The following is a 15,411-nucleotide window of genomic DNA, read 5'->3' as shown; positions in this document are numbered from 1 at the left end:
ACAAAGCTATCCTACCGTGCCTTCGAGCGACACGCTGAGCAGCTTCTGAGCCTCGACGGCAAACTCCATGGGGAGTTTTTGGATGACCTCCTTAGCATAGCCGTTGACAATGAGCCCAACGGCCTGTTCGGTGGGAATGCCACGCTGATTGCAGTAAAGCAACTGGTCTTCTGAAATCTTTGAAGTCGTTGCTTCGTGCTCGAAGATGGCGGTGTCATTGTGTACATCCATATAAGGGAAGGTGTGAGCGCCACAATCAGAGCCTAACAGCAACGAGTCACAACTCGAATAATTACGGGCGTTGTCGGCCGTAGCGGCTGCACGCACGAGTCCGCGATAGGAGTTCTGCGAATGGCCTGCCGAGATACCTTTTGATATGATGGTCGATTTGGTATTCTTTCCGATGTGTATCATCTTGGTGCCCGTGTCGGCCTCTTGGTAGTTGTTGGTCACCGCCACACTGTAGAACTCAGCCACACTATTATCACCACGAAGGATGCACGAGGGATACTTCCAAGTAATAGCCGAACCTGTCTCTACCTGGGTCCACGACAACTTAGAGTCTATGCCGCGCAGGTCGCCACGTTTTGTCACCAAGTTCAGCACACCGCCCTTACCATTCTCATCGCCAGGATACCAGTTTTGCACCGTGGAGTATTTAACCTCAGCACGATTCATCACGATAATCTCTACGATAGCGGCATGCAACTGGTTCTCATCGCGCATCGGCGCCGTACATCCCTCCAGATAGCTCACATAGCTATCATCGTCGGCAATAATCAATGTGCGTTCAAATTGTCCGGTATTGCGGGCATTAATGCGGAAATATGAACTCAGTTCCATGGGACAACGAACGCCCTTGGGGATATATACAAACGAACCATCGCTGAACACGGCCGAGTTGAGTGCAGCAAAGTAGTTATCCTTGTAGGGTACCACGCTGCCCAGATACTGGCGCACCAAGTCACCGTGTTCCTTGATAGCCTCACCGATAGAACAGAAGATGACGCCTTTTTCGCGCAGCTTTTCCTTGAAGGTGGTCTTGACGCTCACCGAGTCCATAATGGCATCCACAGCCGTATTGCCAGAAAGGGCCAGACGCTCTTCCAAAGGAATGCCCAGCTTGTCGAAAGTCTTCTCCAGCTCTGGGTCAATCTTGCCATCGCCCTTGGGCTTCTTGGCCATAGGGTCGGCATAGTATGAGATAGCCTGATAGTCGATCTCGGGCACATGCACATGTCCCCACTTTGGTTCCTGTTGCTCCTGCCAATAGCGGAAAGCCTTCAGGCGGAACTCGAGCATCCACTCAGGTTCTCCTTTTTTCTGCGAGATGAGTCGAACGATGTCTTCATTCAGTCCCACAGGAATGATTTCTGTATGAACATCGGTCGTGAAGCCGAACTCATACTTTTGCTCGGCCACCTGACGCACAAATTGATTCTTTTCTTCCATCACAAATTCCTTTCGCCTGCAAAATTACAATAAAAAGTGCGAAATCATTGTCTCTTTCCTCGTCATTTATTTCAAATAGTCTCTCAACAGATTGAGAGCATCTTTGGTGAGAAACGGCTTGATCTTGTTGTAAGGAACGACAAACGAGGGCATGCCATCAGCATAGCACGCAATCTCGTACTGCCCATAACAGAAAAGCAGTCCCTCACTTGTGGGACAAGGTTGCCACATGGGCAGGGGTATCTGATGCTTCGGACCGTCAAAAGGCAGTTGCAAGCGCTCAAACAGCTCTTCGGTTGTCATCTGTTGTTCTGATGCCTCAGTGTAATACTGCTTCAGTCCTTCAATCAGCAACGGCTGAACGTCCGCCACACGCGTTGTATCAACAAACTGACTGACAACATGACCATCTGTCTTGTCGAAGGTGATATAGCCGTCGCCACCCATTCCTCCATGAGCACCACCTGTGAAGACATAGTCCTGCGACAGGAAAACCACGTAGTTCAGCGTGTCAGCCGTTTTCTGTAGCTTATACTCATAGCTCCAATGCGGCAACTCGCTCAACACATTAGCTTTCTGTTCCGCCGTGAGTGTCGTATCCTCTTCGAGATAGCGTTTACGCTCGCTGACATCGTTTGACGAAAGGGTGTCCAACAACAGCATGGTCTCCTTGAAGTAGTACGTCAGCTGTGCAGCAACATCATTGCTATCGCCATGATAAAGTGGATAAGCGCGTCTATCCTCATACGATGCCACATAACTCAGTCGGTTGCCAGCAAGTTGGAGCAGATATGCTTGCATTTTCTCCGTCGCCTCATCGGAAGCCTCTGGCAACTCCATGTTAATCGTCAGGTAAGCATAGTCGGCAGAGTCAACAAACTCAAAGTGCTTGACAGCTACGCCCACACTGTCTGCTTCAGTAGAAGCACCCTTAACACCCTTCTGCCCCGAACAAGCGCACATCAGGGTCAGCCATACTAATGTTAAGACAATAAGACTACTTTTCTTCATTGCAGTAAATCAGATACTAAAAGCGATTAAAAATCCCGAACAGACATTACCATTCGGGATTTCAGTATAGTTTTTTTGATTTTACAGTTTCTGCTCCACTTCAATCTCTGTGAAGGTCTCAATCATGTCACCAGCCTGAATATCGTTGAAGTTGACGAGCGAGATACCACACTCCAATCCTGTGGCCACCTCTTTAGCATCATCCTTATAGCGTTTCAGCGCATCGATATTAGCTGTGTGGATCACGATACCATCACGGATGACACGAGCCTTATCCTTGTTGTGCACCTTACCTTCGACAACCAAGCCACCGGCAACCGTACCAACCTTTGAGATCTTGAAGACTTGCTTCACCTCAATCATACCGCTGATCACTTCCTTCTTCACCTTGTCAAGCATACCCTGCATGGTTGACTTCACCTCATCAATAGCATCGTAGATGATTGAATAGGTATTGATCTCCACGCCCTCGCGCTCGGCCAGTCGGCGAGCTTCGCTTGAAGGACGCACCTGGAAGCCCACAATGATAGCGTCTGATGCAGAAGCCAGCATGACGTCGTTCTCAGAAATCTGACCCACGGCCTTGTTAATCACGTTCACCTGAACCTTTTCTGTCGAGAGTTTGATGAACGAGTCAGACAGGGCCTCAATAGAACCATCGGTATCACCCTTAACAATGATATTGAGTTCATGGAACTCACCCAAGGCAATACGATGTGAAATCTCATCCAGACCCACGGTCTTTGTGGTACGCAGCGACTGCTCACGCTGCAGCTGAGTACGTTTATTGGCAATATCACGAGCTTCCTGTTCGCTTTCCATCACATGGAACGAGTCGCCGGCAGTAGGTGCGCCATTAAGACCCAGAATGATGGCAGGCTCAGCAGGACCAGCCTGCTTGATGCGCTGGTTACGCTCATTGAACATGGCCTTCACCTTACCCCAGGCAGTACCTGCGATAACGACATCGCCAACCTTCAACGTACCGTTTGACACCAACACCGTAGAAACATAACCACGACCCTTGTCCAGCGAGCTCTCAATGATAGAACCTGTGGCCTTGCGGTTAGGATTAGCTTTCAAGTCAAGCATCTCTGCCTCAAGTAGCACTTTTTCCAGCAGCTCATCGACACCGATGCCTTTTTTGGCACTAATCTCCTGACACTGGTACTTACCGCCCCACTCTTCTACAAGCAGGTTCATGTTGGCCAGGTCCTCACGAATCTTATCGGGGTTTGCACCGGGCTTATCGATCTTATTGATAGCGAACACCATTGGCACATTGGCAGCCTGAGCATGAGCGATAGCCTCCTTGGTGGTAGGCATCACTGAGTCGTCGGCAGCCACAATGATGATGGCGATATCCGTTACCTGAGCACCACGGGCACGCATGGCAGTAAATGCCTCGTGACCTGGTGTATCCAGGAATGTAATCTGGCGTCCGTCTTTCAACTTCACGTTGTAGGCACCAATGTGCTGTGTGATACCACCGGCCTCACCGGCAATCACGTTGGTATTGCGGATATGGTCAAGCAGCGATGTCTTACCATGGTCAACGTGTCCCATCACCGTAACGATTGGTGCACGCGAGATCAGGTCGTTCTCATCGTCCTGCTCTTCGGTGATAGCCTCCTGGACTTCGGCGCTCACATATTCTGTGGTGAATCCGAACTCCTCGGCTACCAGATTGATGGTCTCAGCATTCAGACGCTGGTTGATACTTACCATGATACCAACAGACATACAGGTACCGATGACCTTAACCACAGGCACGTCCATCATTGTAGCCAGCTCAGAGACGGTCACAAACTCGGTCAGCTTCAGCACTTTGCTCTCTGCTGCCTGCGACTCCATCTCCTCCTGCATACGTTCGGCCACTGCATCGCGCTTCTCCTTACGGTACTTAGCGCCCTTCTTATTCATGGTGGTCTTTGATGTCAGTCGAGCCAATGTTTCCTTTACCTGGCGTGCCACGTCCTCATCGTTAGCCTCCAGAGGCTTGGTTGCCATGCGGTTCTTGTTTTTCTTATTCTTACCTCCCTGCTGACCGTTGTCCTGGAAGTTCTGATTGCCGCCCTTGTTTTTCTTTTTAGCGTTGCCCTGCTGATTCTGCTGTTGCTTTGCAGCCTCCTCAATATCCACTTTACCCGTACGGATACGCTCACGTTTGCGTTTCTCCCCATTCTGCTGCGCGTTGCCGCCAAGCATCTGAGCAGACTGTGCTTCACGCTGTTTGCGCTTTTCCTCCTTGGTTTTCTTCTTCGGACGAGTGCTCTGGTTCAGTGCAGACAGGTCTATCTTACCCAGCACATTCACCTTTGGAGCCAGCTTGGCCTCGCTCTTCAGCGTAAAGATAGCAGACTCTTTATTAGTCTCGGTTTTCTCTTCCACCTTTGTCGTTTTCTCTTCTTCAGCCTGTACCTCCTCGACAGTCTCCTCGACGACATGAACGGGTTCGGGCTTCTGTTCTACGACAGGTTCAGACTTCACCTCCTCCTTGACGGGAGCAGGAGTTTCCTCCTTCACAGGCATCACCTCTTCCAGGCTCTCGGCAGCAGCCTTTGGTTCGGGTTCGCTCACTGGCTTTGCAACAGGTGCGGGTTTCGGTTTGTTCAAGCTGTCCAGATCAATCTTTCCCAGCGGTTTGAACTGCTGGCGACGCTCTGTTGGCTCTTCGGTCCGTTCCTTTGCCGGTTTCTCTGCCTTCTTCTCCTTTTTCTTAGGGAAGAGCATGTCGGCCTGCGTCTTTACGGCTTTATCGGTACTAAACTCACGCACCAATGCTTCATACTGTTCGTCTGAAATCTTGGTGTTGAACGTAGCATCATCGCGAATCTCGCCCAGACTCTTTTTATTCTTTAGGAAATCAACTGCCGTCTGAAGTCCTATGTTCAGTTCTGTTAATACTTTATTTAATCTAACTCCCATATTCTTCGCCCCCTGAGTTAGGGGGAGTGGGGGTCTGAACGCCCCCCGTTAAATTTAAAAATTATTTCTTTTAACATGGCCCTACAGATAGGTTGGCTGGCTCGTTCAGCCCCCAGCCTCCCAACTGAAGGACTAAGAGTTATTCAAACTCAGAGCGAAGCACATCGAGCATCTGATCGACGGTCTCTTCTTCGAGGTCGGCCTTCTCTATGAGCAACTCACGAGGAGCGCTAAGCACCTCCTTGGCGGTGTCGTAGCCCAGTGCCTTAATGGCATCGATAACCCACTGGTCGATCTCATCGCTGAACTCGTCGAGGTAGATGTCCTCATCGTTCTCGCCTTCGTTAACCACACGGAACACGTCAATGGTATGTTCTGTGAGCATCGAAGCCAGCTTGATGTTCATACCGCCCTTACCGATAGCAAGTGAAACTTCTTCGGGCTGCAGGTAAACCTCGGCCTTGTTGTTCTCCTCGTCCAGGTTAATGCTGGTAACCTTGGCAGGTGCCAGAGCACGCTGGATGAACAGCTGTACATTATTGCTATAATTGATCACGTCGATATTCTCGTTGCAGAGTTCGCGAACGATGCCATGCACACGACTACCCTTCACACCGACACATGCTCCTACTGGATCTATGCGGTCATCGAAGCTCTCTACTGCCACCTTGGCACGTTCTCCCGGCATACGGGCCACCTTACGGATAGCGATCAGTCCGTCTGCAATCTCAGGCACCTCAGCTTCCAGCAGGCGCTTCAAGAACTCGGGGCTGGTGCGGCTCAGCATGATACGTGGGTTGTTGTTATCGTTGTTCACCTCTTTCACGACAGCACGAACGGTCTCGCCCTTGCGGTAGTTGTCTGCCGGTATCTGCTCTGCCTTCAGCAGGTGAAGTTCGTTGCCCTCATCGTCCATCAGCAGCACTTCTCGCTTCCATATCTGATAGACCTCGCCACTAACGACAGTACCGACCTTGTCTTTATATTTCTGATACAGAGCATCATGGTCAAGTTCCAGAATCTTCGAAGCCAACGTCTGGCGCAGGTTCAGAATGGCGCGACGGCCAAACTTTGTGAAGTCAACCTCCTCACTCACCTCTTCACCGACCTCGTAGTCGGGCTCAATCTTCAGAGCCTCAGACAGTGCAATCTCTTTATTCTCGTCTTTCACCTCGCCGTCTTCTACAACGATACGATGACGATGAATCTCGAAGTCGCCCTTGTCGGGGTTCACGATCACGTCGAAGTTCTCATCCGAACCGAACATCTTTGCCAGTACATTGCGGAAACTTTCCTCAAGTACACTCACCAGAGTGGTGCGATCTATGTTCTTGGTCTCTTTAAATTCCTGGAAGGTCTCAAACATGCTGGGACCCTTCTCTTCTTTCTTAACTGCCATTATTCTTTTGTTTTTATTTGAATGCTAACACATATTTGGTTGACTTCACCTCGTCCATCGAGAACTGCTTGTCAACTTCCACTTTCACAGGGCGTTTCTTACCCTCAGGCACTTGTTTCTCGAGTACCGTCACCGTGAACTGACGACCTTCAACGGCCTTCAGCACGCCCGTCAGTTTTTTACCTTCTGCAGTCAGCACTTCCACCTCGTCACCTACATGGTTCAGGTATTGCTGCTCCACCTTGAAAGGCTGGCCGATACCCGCTGAGCCTACCTCCATTTCATACTCGCCCAGCTCTTCGCCCAACTTATCCTGCAGAAAACGGCTCAGTTCTGCACAATCTTCAATCCAGACGCCATCCGCATGATCAATCTCAATAGCAATACGATCGCCATCCATCTGGATGTCCACCAGGAAGTAGTTGCCTTTCTCCGTCAGCCACTCTTCCACTAATGTCTTTACTGTTTCTTTCGTTATCATATAACGTCAATTTATAAAGAAATGAGAGACCCTTTCGAGTCTCTCATTCCACTGAACGGGTGCAAAGATAATACTTTTTCCCGAATCATACAAATATTTAATCCGTTTTTTATGCTAACCTCTTAAAAAACTTATAGTTTCACTTCTTCTGGGGTTCAAGAATCTTCTTAATTTCGTCCTCCGATTTCAGGATTCGGACAGCCTCTTTCAGTTGCTTATCGTAGCCCAAGCCTGCCTCAATACCTCCCTTCTGATAGTAGAAGGCAGAGATGATGTCCAGTTCTATCATCTGCTGAATGGTGGCGCGATGCTTGTCCAACTGACTGGCAACGTCGTGCTGCAGCTTTTTCTCCAACACATCGAAGGCTTCTTTTGCATCTTCATAATAACCCTCAAACTTGGCGGCTTTGACCAACTCATCAAACTGTTTCTTGCTCATCGCATCATAGGTGAAGCCACTGTTTACCACGCGCGCTTTGAACTCCTGCCAGTCTTGCTCCGTAAGATGGAACTCTTGTGGTGCAGCAATCTGCTGATGCTTAGCTATATAATCCACCACATAGTCAAACATCACCTCGGTAGAATCCAATCCGCCCACCGACAGGTAGTACACGATATTGGGCATTGTGTCGTTCTTCACCTCAACATCGGGCTTGATGCCGCCTCCATCGCGCACCTCACGACCATTGCGAGTATAGAACACATGCGTCAGCGAGTCGGCGATGCGTTCCTTATAGCCACCAGCCTCACCTCGTTTGTAGTTGATGGCTTGAATGCAGCGCCCCGAGGGGATATAGTATTTCGACGTCGTTATCTTCACATTCGTATTATATGGCAGATCCATTGGCACCTGCACCAATCCTTTACCATACGTACGCGTACCTATAATGATTGCCCTATCCAAATCCTGCAGTGCTCCGCTCGTAATCTCTGATGCCGAGGCAGTCTCGCCATTCACCAAGACCACCAGTGGCATCACCGTGTCCACCGGCTCCAACCGGGTCTTGTACGTACGATTGGCCTGACGCACCTTTCCGCGGTTCTCTACCACTGTTTGTTCCTGAGGCACCCACAGGTTGACGATATCTACTGCCTCCATCTCGCTGCCGCCGCCATTGCTGCGCAGATCGAACACCAGCGCTTCGGCCCCCTGCTTTTTCAGCTCCACAAAGGCGCGACGCACACTCTTGGCGCATCCTTCCGTAAACTGATTCAGGTTGATATAACCAATTTTCTTTTCCTCATCGGCCAACATGCCGTAGTAGGGCAACTCGGGCAATTTAATATTCTTGCGCGTTATCTTAAACTTCATCACCTTTCCCGTCGATGGACGCTTCACCTTCAGCATAAAACTCGTGCCAGCATCGCCACGCAGATGCGAACTGACATAGCTCACCTGCTTGTCAGTCATCACCGAGTCGTCTATCGCCAGGATGATATCACCCTTCTTCACACCAGCCTCGGCAGCTGGCATCCCCTCGTAAGGCTCGTCTATCACCACGCGTTTCAAACCAAGGTGATACTTGATCAGCGCACCAATACCAGCATACTTTCCAGTCAACATCATCTGCAAGTTCTTAGTTTCACTCTCTGGATAGTATTCTGTATAGGGATCCAGCGAGCGCAGCATGCCGTCAATGGCAGCTGTCATCGTCTGCTGTGGGTTCAACGAGTCCACATAGAACAGGTCCAGATTGCTATACAAGGCATTAAAGATATCCATGCTTTTGCCCACCTCAAGGTTATGGTTTGTTTGCGTCAAACCTATCGTTTGCTGACAGCAAAGCACAACTATGCTCAGTAACAAGCGTTTTACAAGCTTCGTCATAATACTTCTTTAAATTTCTTTTTCGGCTGCAAATTTACACCTTTGCCACCAAAAACGGGCGAAAAGCGGTAACTTTTTGCAAAAAATTCGCTTTTCTCGCAATTTTTTCTCAAAAAAGTTTGCGTAATTAAAAAAAACGCTTTACCTTTGCACCCGCAAACAAGCAAACACTGCTTCAGTAGCTCAGTTGGTTAGAGCACCTGACTGTTAATCAGGGGGTCGTTGGTTCAAGCCCATCCTGAAGCGCAAATCCTCAACTTCGGTTGAGGATTTTTTGTTTGTAGCAATATTGAAATGAACAAGCAAACACTAAACCATTGAAAGTTGATCTTTAAGCATTGACCCAATAAAAGTAGCCGTTTTGTGTAGCAAAAGCTGCTGTTTCAGCGTCTAATAGTTATGGTATTGCATAGCAATTCGGTAAGTATTGCAAAGCAGCCAGAGTCTGGCAACGCCCGTTCTAAAGTCTGGAGACAGAGCGACAGCCGAACTATTGGCACCCGAAAGCCATCCACCAGGCCGGCGAAACGCCGAGAATTGGCAGTCCATTCGGCTCAAATTGGAATCAAGAAGATATAACATGAACGATATACTAAAACTATATTTCACACTGAGAGTGAAACGCCTTTGGCGAATGATCAAGGAACTGGGATTCGTGGCCATCCCAGCCATACTACTTCTTCTGTTCCTGTCTGCATACATGATTTCAGGACTCATCGCCTCCCCCATCTACTACAGCGTGGCACTTTATGCCCTCTTGTTGCCTGGGCTTCATTTCGTGCGTGGCGATACTGCATTCCTCTATGCCCTTTTCGGCGTGAAGCAGACGCAGCTATTGTTTACCATAGAATACGCGCTGCTATCAATCCCCTTTCTATGTTTCTTCCTCTTCCGCGGCGAGCTTTGGGCCACAGCAATCCTACTGCTACCTCTGCCGATGGTGTACGCGATACCGAGCGGAGGCTTCTCTTTGCGTCTTCCCACATTCCCTTGCCTGACCTCCGGCAGCTACGAGTACCATCGGGCCGGACGCCTGTCCCTACCTCTATTCTTATTGCTCATGGCTGGCGGAGCGATTGGTGCATACATCGGGAATCGGAATCTGGTAGTGGCAGTCAGTCTGATTGCGGCTACAGTCATGAGCATGCTGTTGATGCGCGAGTGGCATGTGGAGTATCTGTTTCACTACAAGAGTGCCTTGAGGTTTCTCTGGCTGAAACTCCTTTTCGCCCTAAGAAACGCGTGCATCATCTTCCTACCGTTTATAGTATGCCTACTATTGGTCGATTTCAGTTTAGGAGCATTATACTATCTTGGCGCCATCCTACTGTTGTTTCAAGTGGAGATGCTATGTCTGTTGAGCGGCAGAGCCAACGGCGGCAATGACATCATATCAGCGTTTGCATTTATGGTCCTGAATGCCATATTCTTCGCCTCACTGATCGTGCCACTCGTCATGCCGTTCTCCATCGTCACATCGGTAGTCCTGGCTTATTATGCCTATTCAGTAATAAAGAAATTCAAATGATGATAGAAGTTAACAACTTGACAAAGAAATATGGCAAGTCAACCATCGTTGACGACTTTAGCCATTCCTTCTGCGAAGGCAAGGTATATGGAATCATGGGCGAGAACGGAGCAGGCAAAAGCACTCTGTTCAGATGTATTGCCGGCATCGAATCATACGATGGCACCGTCGTCATCGGCGAGAACTGCCAGGTAGGCTACATGAACGACACGCCATTCTTCTACTCATACGTCACCGGTATGGAGCACATCGAGTTCTGTCTGCGTGCAAAAGGAAAGACCGTCAGTCGAGAGGCCATCAACAAGCTAAACGAGAAATTCGCCCTGCCCCTCGACAAATACGCCAGCCGATACTCCTTAGGCATGAAAAAGCGACTGATGCTGCTGGTGCTCATGCTTCAAGACAACGACGTCGTCATCATGGACGAGCCATTCAACGGCATAGACCTTGCCGGTACCATCGTTCTCCGTCAATGGCTAAAGGAGTTGAAGACCAAGGGAAAGTGCGTCATACTATCCTCGCACATCATCTCCGCGATCTCTGACATCTGCGACGAGATCACATATATTCACAAAGGCAAAGTCGTAGCCGACTTCTCCGGCATGTCGTCCGAATCTATCGAGCACCACATCCTCGAAGAATACCTTTCGGCTGGCGACTAGGGAGTGAGAATAAACAATAAAGCTTCAACCACCAACAAGCCTCAATTACCCCATCTGCATGCCTATTGCAACCTAAAAATAAACTTTATCATAAAAAAGATTAGTATTTTCTTTAATTATTCAACTAAAAAGTTTAATTTTGCAGCAGAACAGAACAACTATACCAGAATGGCAACGAAAGAAGATATTCAGCGTTTCCTGAATCAAATGAAGGAAAAGATCAAAGTCTTCGGAATCATATATAGGGATGACAGAGGAAAGAATACTCAAACATTGGTTGATTTAGAAATTACACCGAAGTATCGAGACTCTGTTATTATCAATCTAGAAGTCGAGGACTACTCTGAAGGACCTGTCATTGACACTCTCAACCATTGCGGAGAGATGTGGGTCTTTGGAAAAGACGTCAAGGGACAGGATGTTTACATCAAAATCACATTGGGGAAGGGAGCAAGTGCATTATGCATTTCTTTCCACATCGCAGAGCACCCAATGCACTACCCATTTAAATAAAGTAATATGCAAAGTCCATTTACTGGAGGTCATGCAACCCTCCGCCACGAGTTATCAGAACTGACGTTCCGCAAGGAGACATTCCCGTACGTACACCAGTTTTATGAGTGTGATGAAACCAAAGAGCGTTTCACCACTACGGCATTGGATGAAGTCAACGTCGGACAGGTCTATAATCAGTATCGGGCTAAATACGGCATTCCCTTCCCTGACGAGATTAAGCGTATTCGCCAGCGCTATGGTCTGTCCGCCTCCAAGATGTCCCAAATTCTTGGATTTGGTGACAACCAGTATCGCTTATATGAAAATGGAGATATGCCCAGCGAGGCTAACGGCAAGATTCTAATGTCTATTCAAAATCCACACATCTTTGAGAGTTTTGTAACCAACGCCAGAAATCAATTCGATGAAGACGAATTTGCTAAGATACTCAATAAGGTGAAATCGGTCAAAACGGATGCCAACGATGCATTCATCAAGGATTATATCTTCAATGGATGCCGAAGAGACATCTTCAATGGCTATGCTACACAGTCTATCAGCAAACTCAAAAACATCATCCTATTCTACATAGAGAAGTATCACGGTGTATTCTTCACGATGATGAACAAGTTGCTATTCTACACAGATTTCTATAGTTATAAGATAACCAGCAAAGGAATGAGTGGTTTAGCCTATAAAGCCATTCAGCGAGGTCCCGTGCCCATTCGATGGGACAGAATCTATAGTTTCTACGATGACATCCAACAAGAGATTGTGCACTTTGAATCTGGAGCAGAAGGTACTAAACTCACCTCTATGCTTTCTCCTGACCTTTCCGAATTCTCAGACGAGGAGCTAAACATTCTCGAATCCATTTATCAGCGTTTTAAATCTGAAAATTCCACTAAGATTTCCGACATCAGCCATAGCGAGGACGCTTGGCAAAAGTATGTTGACAGCGGACAGATGATAAATTTTAATATGGCATTTACATTAAAAGCGGTTATAGGCTAAAATGGCGATAAGCTGCCAAATGTGCCTTAAAATTCACACATTTGGCAACTTATCGCGCTTTTCTGCTATATTCCCTTTTAAAATAAATCAATCCAATGCTCAACTATCTGCTTCGCCTGCTGCCATTTCTTTCCCTTTGAGTCCAGCAGCTTCGGTTGAAGATTTTTTTGTTTTTTGATAGATCTGTCACTTAATTCTTTTAATGATTCGGGCGGGGTTGCCGCCTACTACGGGCTCAAGCGAAAATTCATAGGGGTAATCCTATATTTTTCGCTTTTTGTTATTTCAGTAGAGGCTCAGCAGATTCTTTAGATTGAAATCAATTAAAGTAGAAATCAGATAGAAAAAGACAGGATTGCCACTTCCCTCGGGAGGGTCGTGGTGGCGTTGTTCTTGGTCGGGATAGGAACGGTTTCGCACTGTCATAGTGCTGCTTTCGTCTTGTTATAGTTTCGCTTTTGCGTTGTAAGAGCTTTACTTTTGATGTCCGTCCAGCCCCTAGATGTGGCGCATCCAGCCCCTGAAACGGGTCGTTTTAGCCCCTGGATGCGGTTGTTCTAAGGGCTGGATGTAGAGCATCCAGGGGTTAGACCAGAAATAATAGCTTCGGTTTTAGACATTAGAAACGCCTCTTCTAGACTTTAGAACACGTGCTTTTAGACTTTAAAACGAACCTCTCTAGACTCTGGAAATGCCAATTTCACACCGAAACAGTTCTTCCAACAAGCTCTTATAATCGGGATCAGTTGGTTTTTTGGAGGAAATTTTCAGGCATAGTTCATGACTACGTATCATAAAAGATTATAATTCATTCTCTTACGCTATTCATCAATTCTGCCGCAAATATAAACAATATTTCCAAATAAATCAGACAGATGAGACAAAAAAACGAAAAAGAAACTGAAGTAAACCCAAGAAGCTACGTTCTACTTCTTGGGCTCACTTCAAACCTATCCCTATAATCTTCGCTTATTCTTCCACAATATTCGTGAAACGTTTCCAAGGATCATATGATTTATAAGCATTGAGGCAACCTGACGGAACATACAAGGTTGCGGAAGAATACGTATTATCATCAAGAATGAATGTGATTAACCTTTTCCACCTTATCACTTGTACCCGAATTACGAGTCGCATTAACGAGTAATGCCTTACCATTATCTGTAAGGAAGTATCTTTGTTTAGGGCTTGTTGGTTTATTTGGTAAAGTCATACCAACAAATTGCGCTTCTATTAGAGGACTTACATATTTAGTTCTGAACTTTGTTGTGTTAGACCACTGATACAATTCTTTAAGTTCGGTCATGGTTTTAGGTTCTTGAAGGGCTATGAATAATTTCTCAACTTCATCCCAGCCTATGCCAATCTTAGTCCCAACTTGCTCCCAGCTTAGTCCCGACTTAATCCCATCTTGATATTGTTCATCCTGTTTATTCTTTGGTTCGTACCCCATAGAATATATAGTGGTCATAAACTGGCTGGATGTTGACCTGAATACAGGCTTCAGCTCGTCCTTATATCCTTCCAAGGCTTTGGTCTCATTACAGATACGTGTGAGTCCGCTACCTCGTTTCTCCATATAGTCAAGTTGAGCCATCACGTCAGCAAGAATCGGATTCCTTCTATCCGATCCGATTTCTTCTAAAGATAGATCTTGTACGGTCTGTCCACTATACATACCACCAGGAGATGTAATGGCTAGTCTGTCGTCATATATATCCAAATGCACCTCACCGCCCATCACCGTGTAGTCACGATGGATGAAGTGGTTTACCATTGCTTCCAGAACAGCACGTTCCGCATACTCTGGTTTGTTCTTTCGGCCGTCAGGCAGTTTCTCCCATCCTCTCTTGGTGTTTGACTTCATAAAATTCATGGCTTCACGGAGCAGCATGAGGACATTGCCTGTAAACTCTACATCGTTGATGGCATCGCCCTTTTCCTTTCCATCCCATTTGGTACAATAAAGGCGAGACTGCCATAAAGGACAATCATCGGCGAACAATGCACCCGCATTCGTAAGGTTCCCTGTGCCAGTTACCAGTCCAAACGACAAGAGATATTTCTTGTCCCATTCTTGTTTGGTGCGGTCTTTGAACGAGTTCGCCAATATTGTAAAGGAATAGTCCTCTGCTTTATAGTCTGTGTGAAGGGAATCAAAAGTCTTGTTGGAACCTTTCAGCACCAAACGTACCATCTGTTCTGCCGACGCAGGCATACTTTCATCACCAACTCGGACAAATGCTATACGCTGACCATCTCCAACATAGTAATATGGGGTATAATGTCCCGCATTGACTTTTAGTTGTAAGATATGTAAACCATCTATATCATGGGGAATCATCTCCACCTCTGGCAAGGGATCCATATAGTCACGAATCCTGCTACTGATGGCCTCGCATACATGCTGCACATCTTCAAGTCCTTTGACGATGCCGTCATTATCAATGCCAAAGAAAAGAGAACCACCCAAACCATTGGCGAAGGCGCTTACGCTCTTCAACCAACTCTTAGGTTTCTTCTCTTCAAGCATCACCTTGAAGTCGTATGCAGTACATTCTGCTATCAAAGTATTTAATTCCATTGTATATGAAGACTCGTTTCTTATCTTGC

Annotated in this window: 12 protein-coding genes and 1 tRNA gene; 5 read left to right on the top strand and 8 right to left on the bottom strand. The window is 47.3% G+C overall.

From position 1 onward, the window contains the following. Positions 1-6 precede the first annotated feature (6 nt). From sufB to L6472_RS00875, 6 genes are all read right to left on the bottom strand, one after another. Positions 7-1,452: a Fe-S cluster assembly protein SufB gene (gene sufB / locus L6472_RS00900; RefSeq protein ID WP_237806341.1), complete on the bottom strand. Its 1,446-nt coding sequence runs from the start codon at positions 1,450-1,452 to the stop codon at positions 7-9. Positions 1,453-1,518: 66 nt separating this feature from the next. Further along, on the bottom strand, positions 1,519-2,463 hold the full coding sequence (locus L6472_RS00895; protein WP_237806340.1) for an RsiV family protein: 945 nt from the start codon (positions 2,461-2,463) through the stop codon (positions 1,519-1,521). Between the two features lie 81 nt (positions 2,464-2,544). Continuing rightward, complete coding sequence (gene infB, locus L6472_RS00890; RefSeq protein WP_237806338.1) at positions 2,545-5,391, bottom strand: translation initiation factor IF-2; 2,847 nt, start codon at positions 5,389-5,391, stop codon at positions 2,545-2,547. Between the two features lie 139 nt (positions 5,392-5,530). Further along, the gene (gene nusA, locus L6472_RS00885) at positions 5,531-6,790 is read right to left on the bottom strand and encodes a transcription termination factor NusA (protein ID WP_237806336.1); all 1,260 of its coding nucleotides are present in this window, start codon (positions 6,788-6,790) and stop codon (positions 5,531-5,533) included. 13 nt (positions 6,791-6,803) lie between these two features. Continuing rightward, entirely contained in the window at positions 6,804-7,271 is a 468-nt protein-coding gene (rimP, locus tag L6472_RS00880) for a ribosome assembly cofactor RimP (protein WP_237806334.1), read from the bottom strand. A gap of 139 nt (positions 7,272-7,410) precedes the next feature. After that, complete coding sequence (locus L6472_RS00875) at positions 7,411-9,099, bottom strand: S41 family peptidase (RefSeq protein ID WP_370640862.1); 1,689 nt, start codon at positions 9,097-9,099, stop codon at positions 7,411-7,413. 172 nt (positions 9,100-9,271) lie between these two features. On the opposite strand from L6472_RS00875, the gene L6472_RS00870 reads away from it, so the two are divergent. The 5 genes from L6472_RS00870 to L6472_RS00850 all read left to right on the top strand — a co-directional run bounded on the left by L6472_RS00870 (position 9,272) and on the right by L6472_RS00850 (position 12,798). Then, positions 9,272-9,345: transfer RNA gene (locus tag L6472_RS00870), tRNA-Asn, on the top strand. Positions 9,346-9,679: 334 nt separating this feature from the next. Continuing rightward, positions 9,680-10,627 (top strand): hypothetical protein, encoded by a 948-nt coding sequence (locus L6472_RS00865; protein ID WP_237806330.1) that lies wholly within the window; start codon positions 9,680-9,682, stop codon positions 10,625-10,627. Beyond that, entirely contained in the window at positions 10,624-11,289 is a 666-nt protein-coding gene (locus L6472_RS00860) for an ATP-binding cassette domain-containing protein (RefSeq protein WP_237806328.1), read from the top strand. The genes L6472_RS00865 and L6472_RS00860 overlap by 4 nt, the downstream gene beginning before the upstream one ends. 168 nt (positions 11,290-11,457) lie before the next feature. After that, positions 11,458-11,802 carry a toxin gene (locus tag L6472_RS00855; protein WP_237806326.1) on the top strand — a complete coding sequence of 115 codons (345 nt, stop codon included), beginning with the start codon at positions 11,458-11,460 and terminating at the stop codon, positions 11,800-11,802. A 6-nt stretch (positions 11,803-11,808) separates the two neighbouring features. Beyond that, positions 11,809-12,798: a type II toxin-antitoxin system antitoxin SocA domain-containing protein gene (locus L6472_RS00850; RefSeq protein ID WP_237806324.1), complete on the top strand. Its 990-nt coding sequence runs from the start codon at positions 11,809-11,811 to the stop codon at positions 12,796-12,798. 285 nt (positions 12,799-13,083) lie between these two features. Here the strand turns inward: L6472_RS00850 and L6472_RS00845 are convergent, their stop codons facing one another. Beyond that, complete coding sequence (locus L6472_RS00845) at positions 13,084-13,224, bottom strand: hypothetical protein (RefSeq protein WP_237806322.1); 141 nt, start codon at positions 13,222-13,224, stop codon at positions 13,084-13,086. A 649-nt stretch (positions 13,225-13,873) separates the two neighbouring features. After that, entirely contained in the window at positions 13,874-15,382 is a 1,509-nt protein-coding gene (locus tag L6472_RS00840; RefSeq protein ID WP_237806320.1) for an ATP-binding protein, read from the bottom strand. Between the last annotated feature and the right edge of the window lie 29 nt (positions 15,383-15,411).

The organism is Prevotella sp. E13-17, from assembly GCF_022024035.1.
Classification (GTDB): domain Bacteria; phylum Bacteroidota; class Bacteroidia; order Bacteroidales; family Bacteroidaceae; genus Prevotella.
Note: the sequence above shows the minus strand (reverse complement) of the source record. Positions and strands in the feature narration are given on the sequence as shown.

Coding starts and splice junctions, on each gene's coding strand:
- L6472_RS00895 (WP_237806340.1), bottom strand. CDS start 2,463: ATGAAGAAAAGTAGTCTTATTGTCTTAACATTAGTATGGCTGACCCTG.
- L6472_RS00875 (WP_370640862.1), bottom strand. CDS start 9,099: ATGACGAAGCTTGTAAAACGCTTGTTACTGAGCATAGTTGTGCTTTGC.
- nusA (WP_237806336.1), bottom strand. CDS start 6,790: ATGGCAGTTAAGAAAGAAGAGAAGGGTCCCAGCATGTTTGAGACCTTC.
- infB (WP_237806338.1), bottom strand. CDS start 5,391: ATGGGAGTTAGATTAAATAAAGTATTAACAGAACTGAACATAGGACTT.
- L6472_RS00855 (WP_237806326.1), top strand. CDS start 11,458: ATGGCAACGAAAGAAGATATTCAGCGTTTCCTGAATCAAATGAAGGAA.
- L6472_RS00860 (WP_237806328.1), top strand. CDS start 10,624: ATGATGATAGAAGTTAACAACTTGACAAAGAAATATGGCAAGTCAACC.
- sufB (WP_237806341.1), bottom strand. CDS start 1,452: ATGGAAGAAAAGAATCAATTTGTGCGTCAGGTGGCCGAGCAAAAGTAT.
- L6472_RS00850 (WP_237806324.1), top strand. CDS start 11,809: ATGCAAAGTCCATTTACTGGAGGTCATGCAACCCTCCGCCACGAGTTA.
- L6472_RS00845 (WP_237806322.1), bottom strand. CDS start 13,224: ATGACAGTGCGAAACCGTTCCTATCCCGACCAAGAACAACGCCACCAC.
- rimP (WP_237806334.1), bottom strand. CDS start 7,271: ATGATAACGAAAGAAACAGTAAAGACATTAGTGGAAGAGTGGCTGACG.
- L6472_RS00865 (WP_237806330.1), top strand. CDS start 9,680: ATGAACGATATACTAAAACTATATTTCACACTGAGAGTGAAACGCCTT.
- L6472_RS00840 (WP_237806320.1), bottom strand. CDS start 15,382: ATGGAATTAAATACTTTGATAGCAGAATGTACTGCATACGACTTCAAG.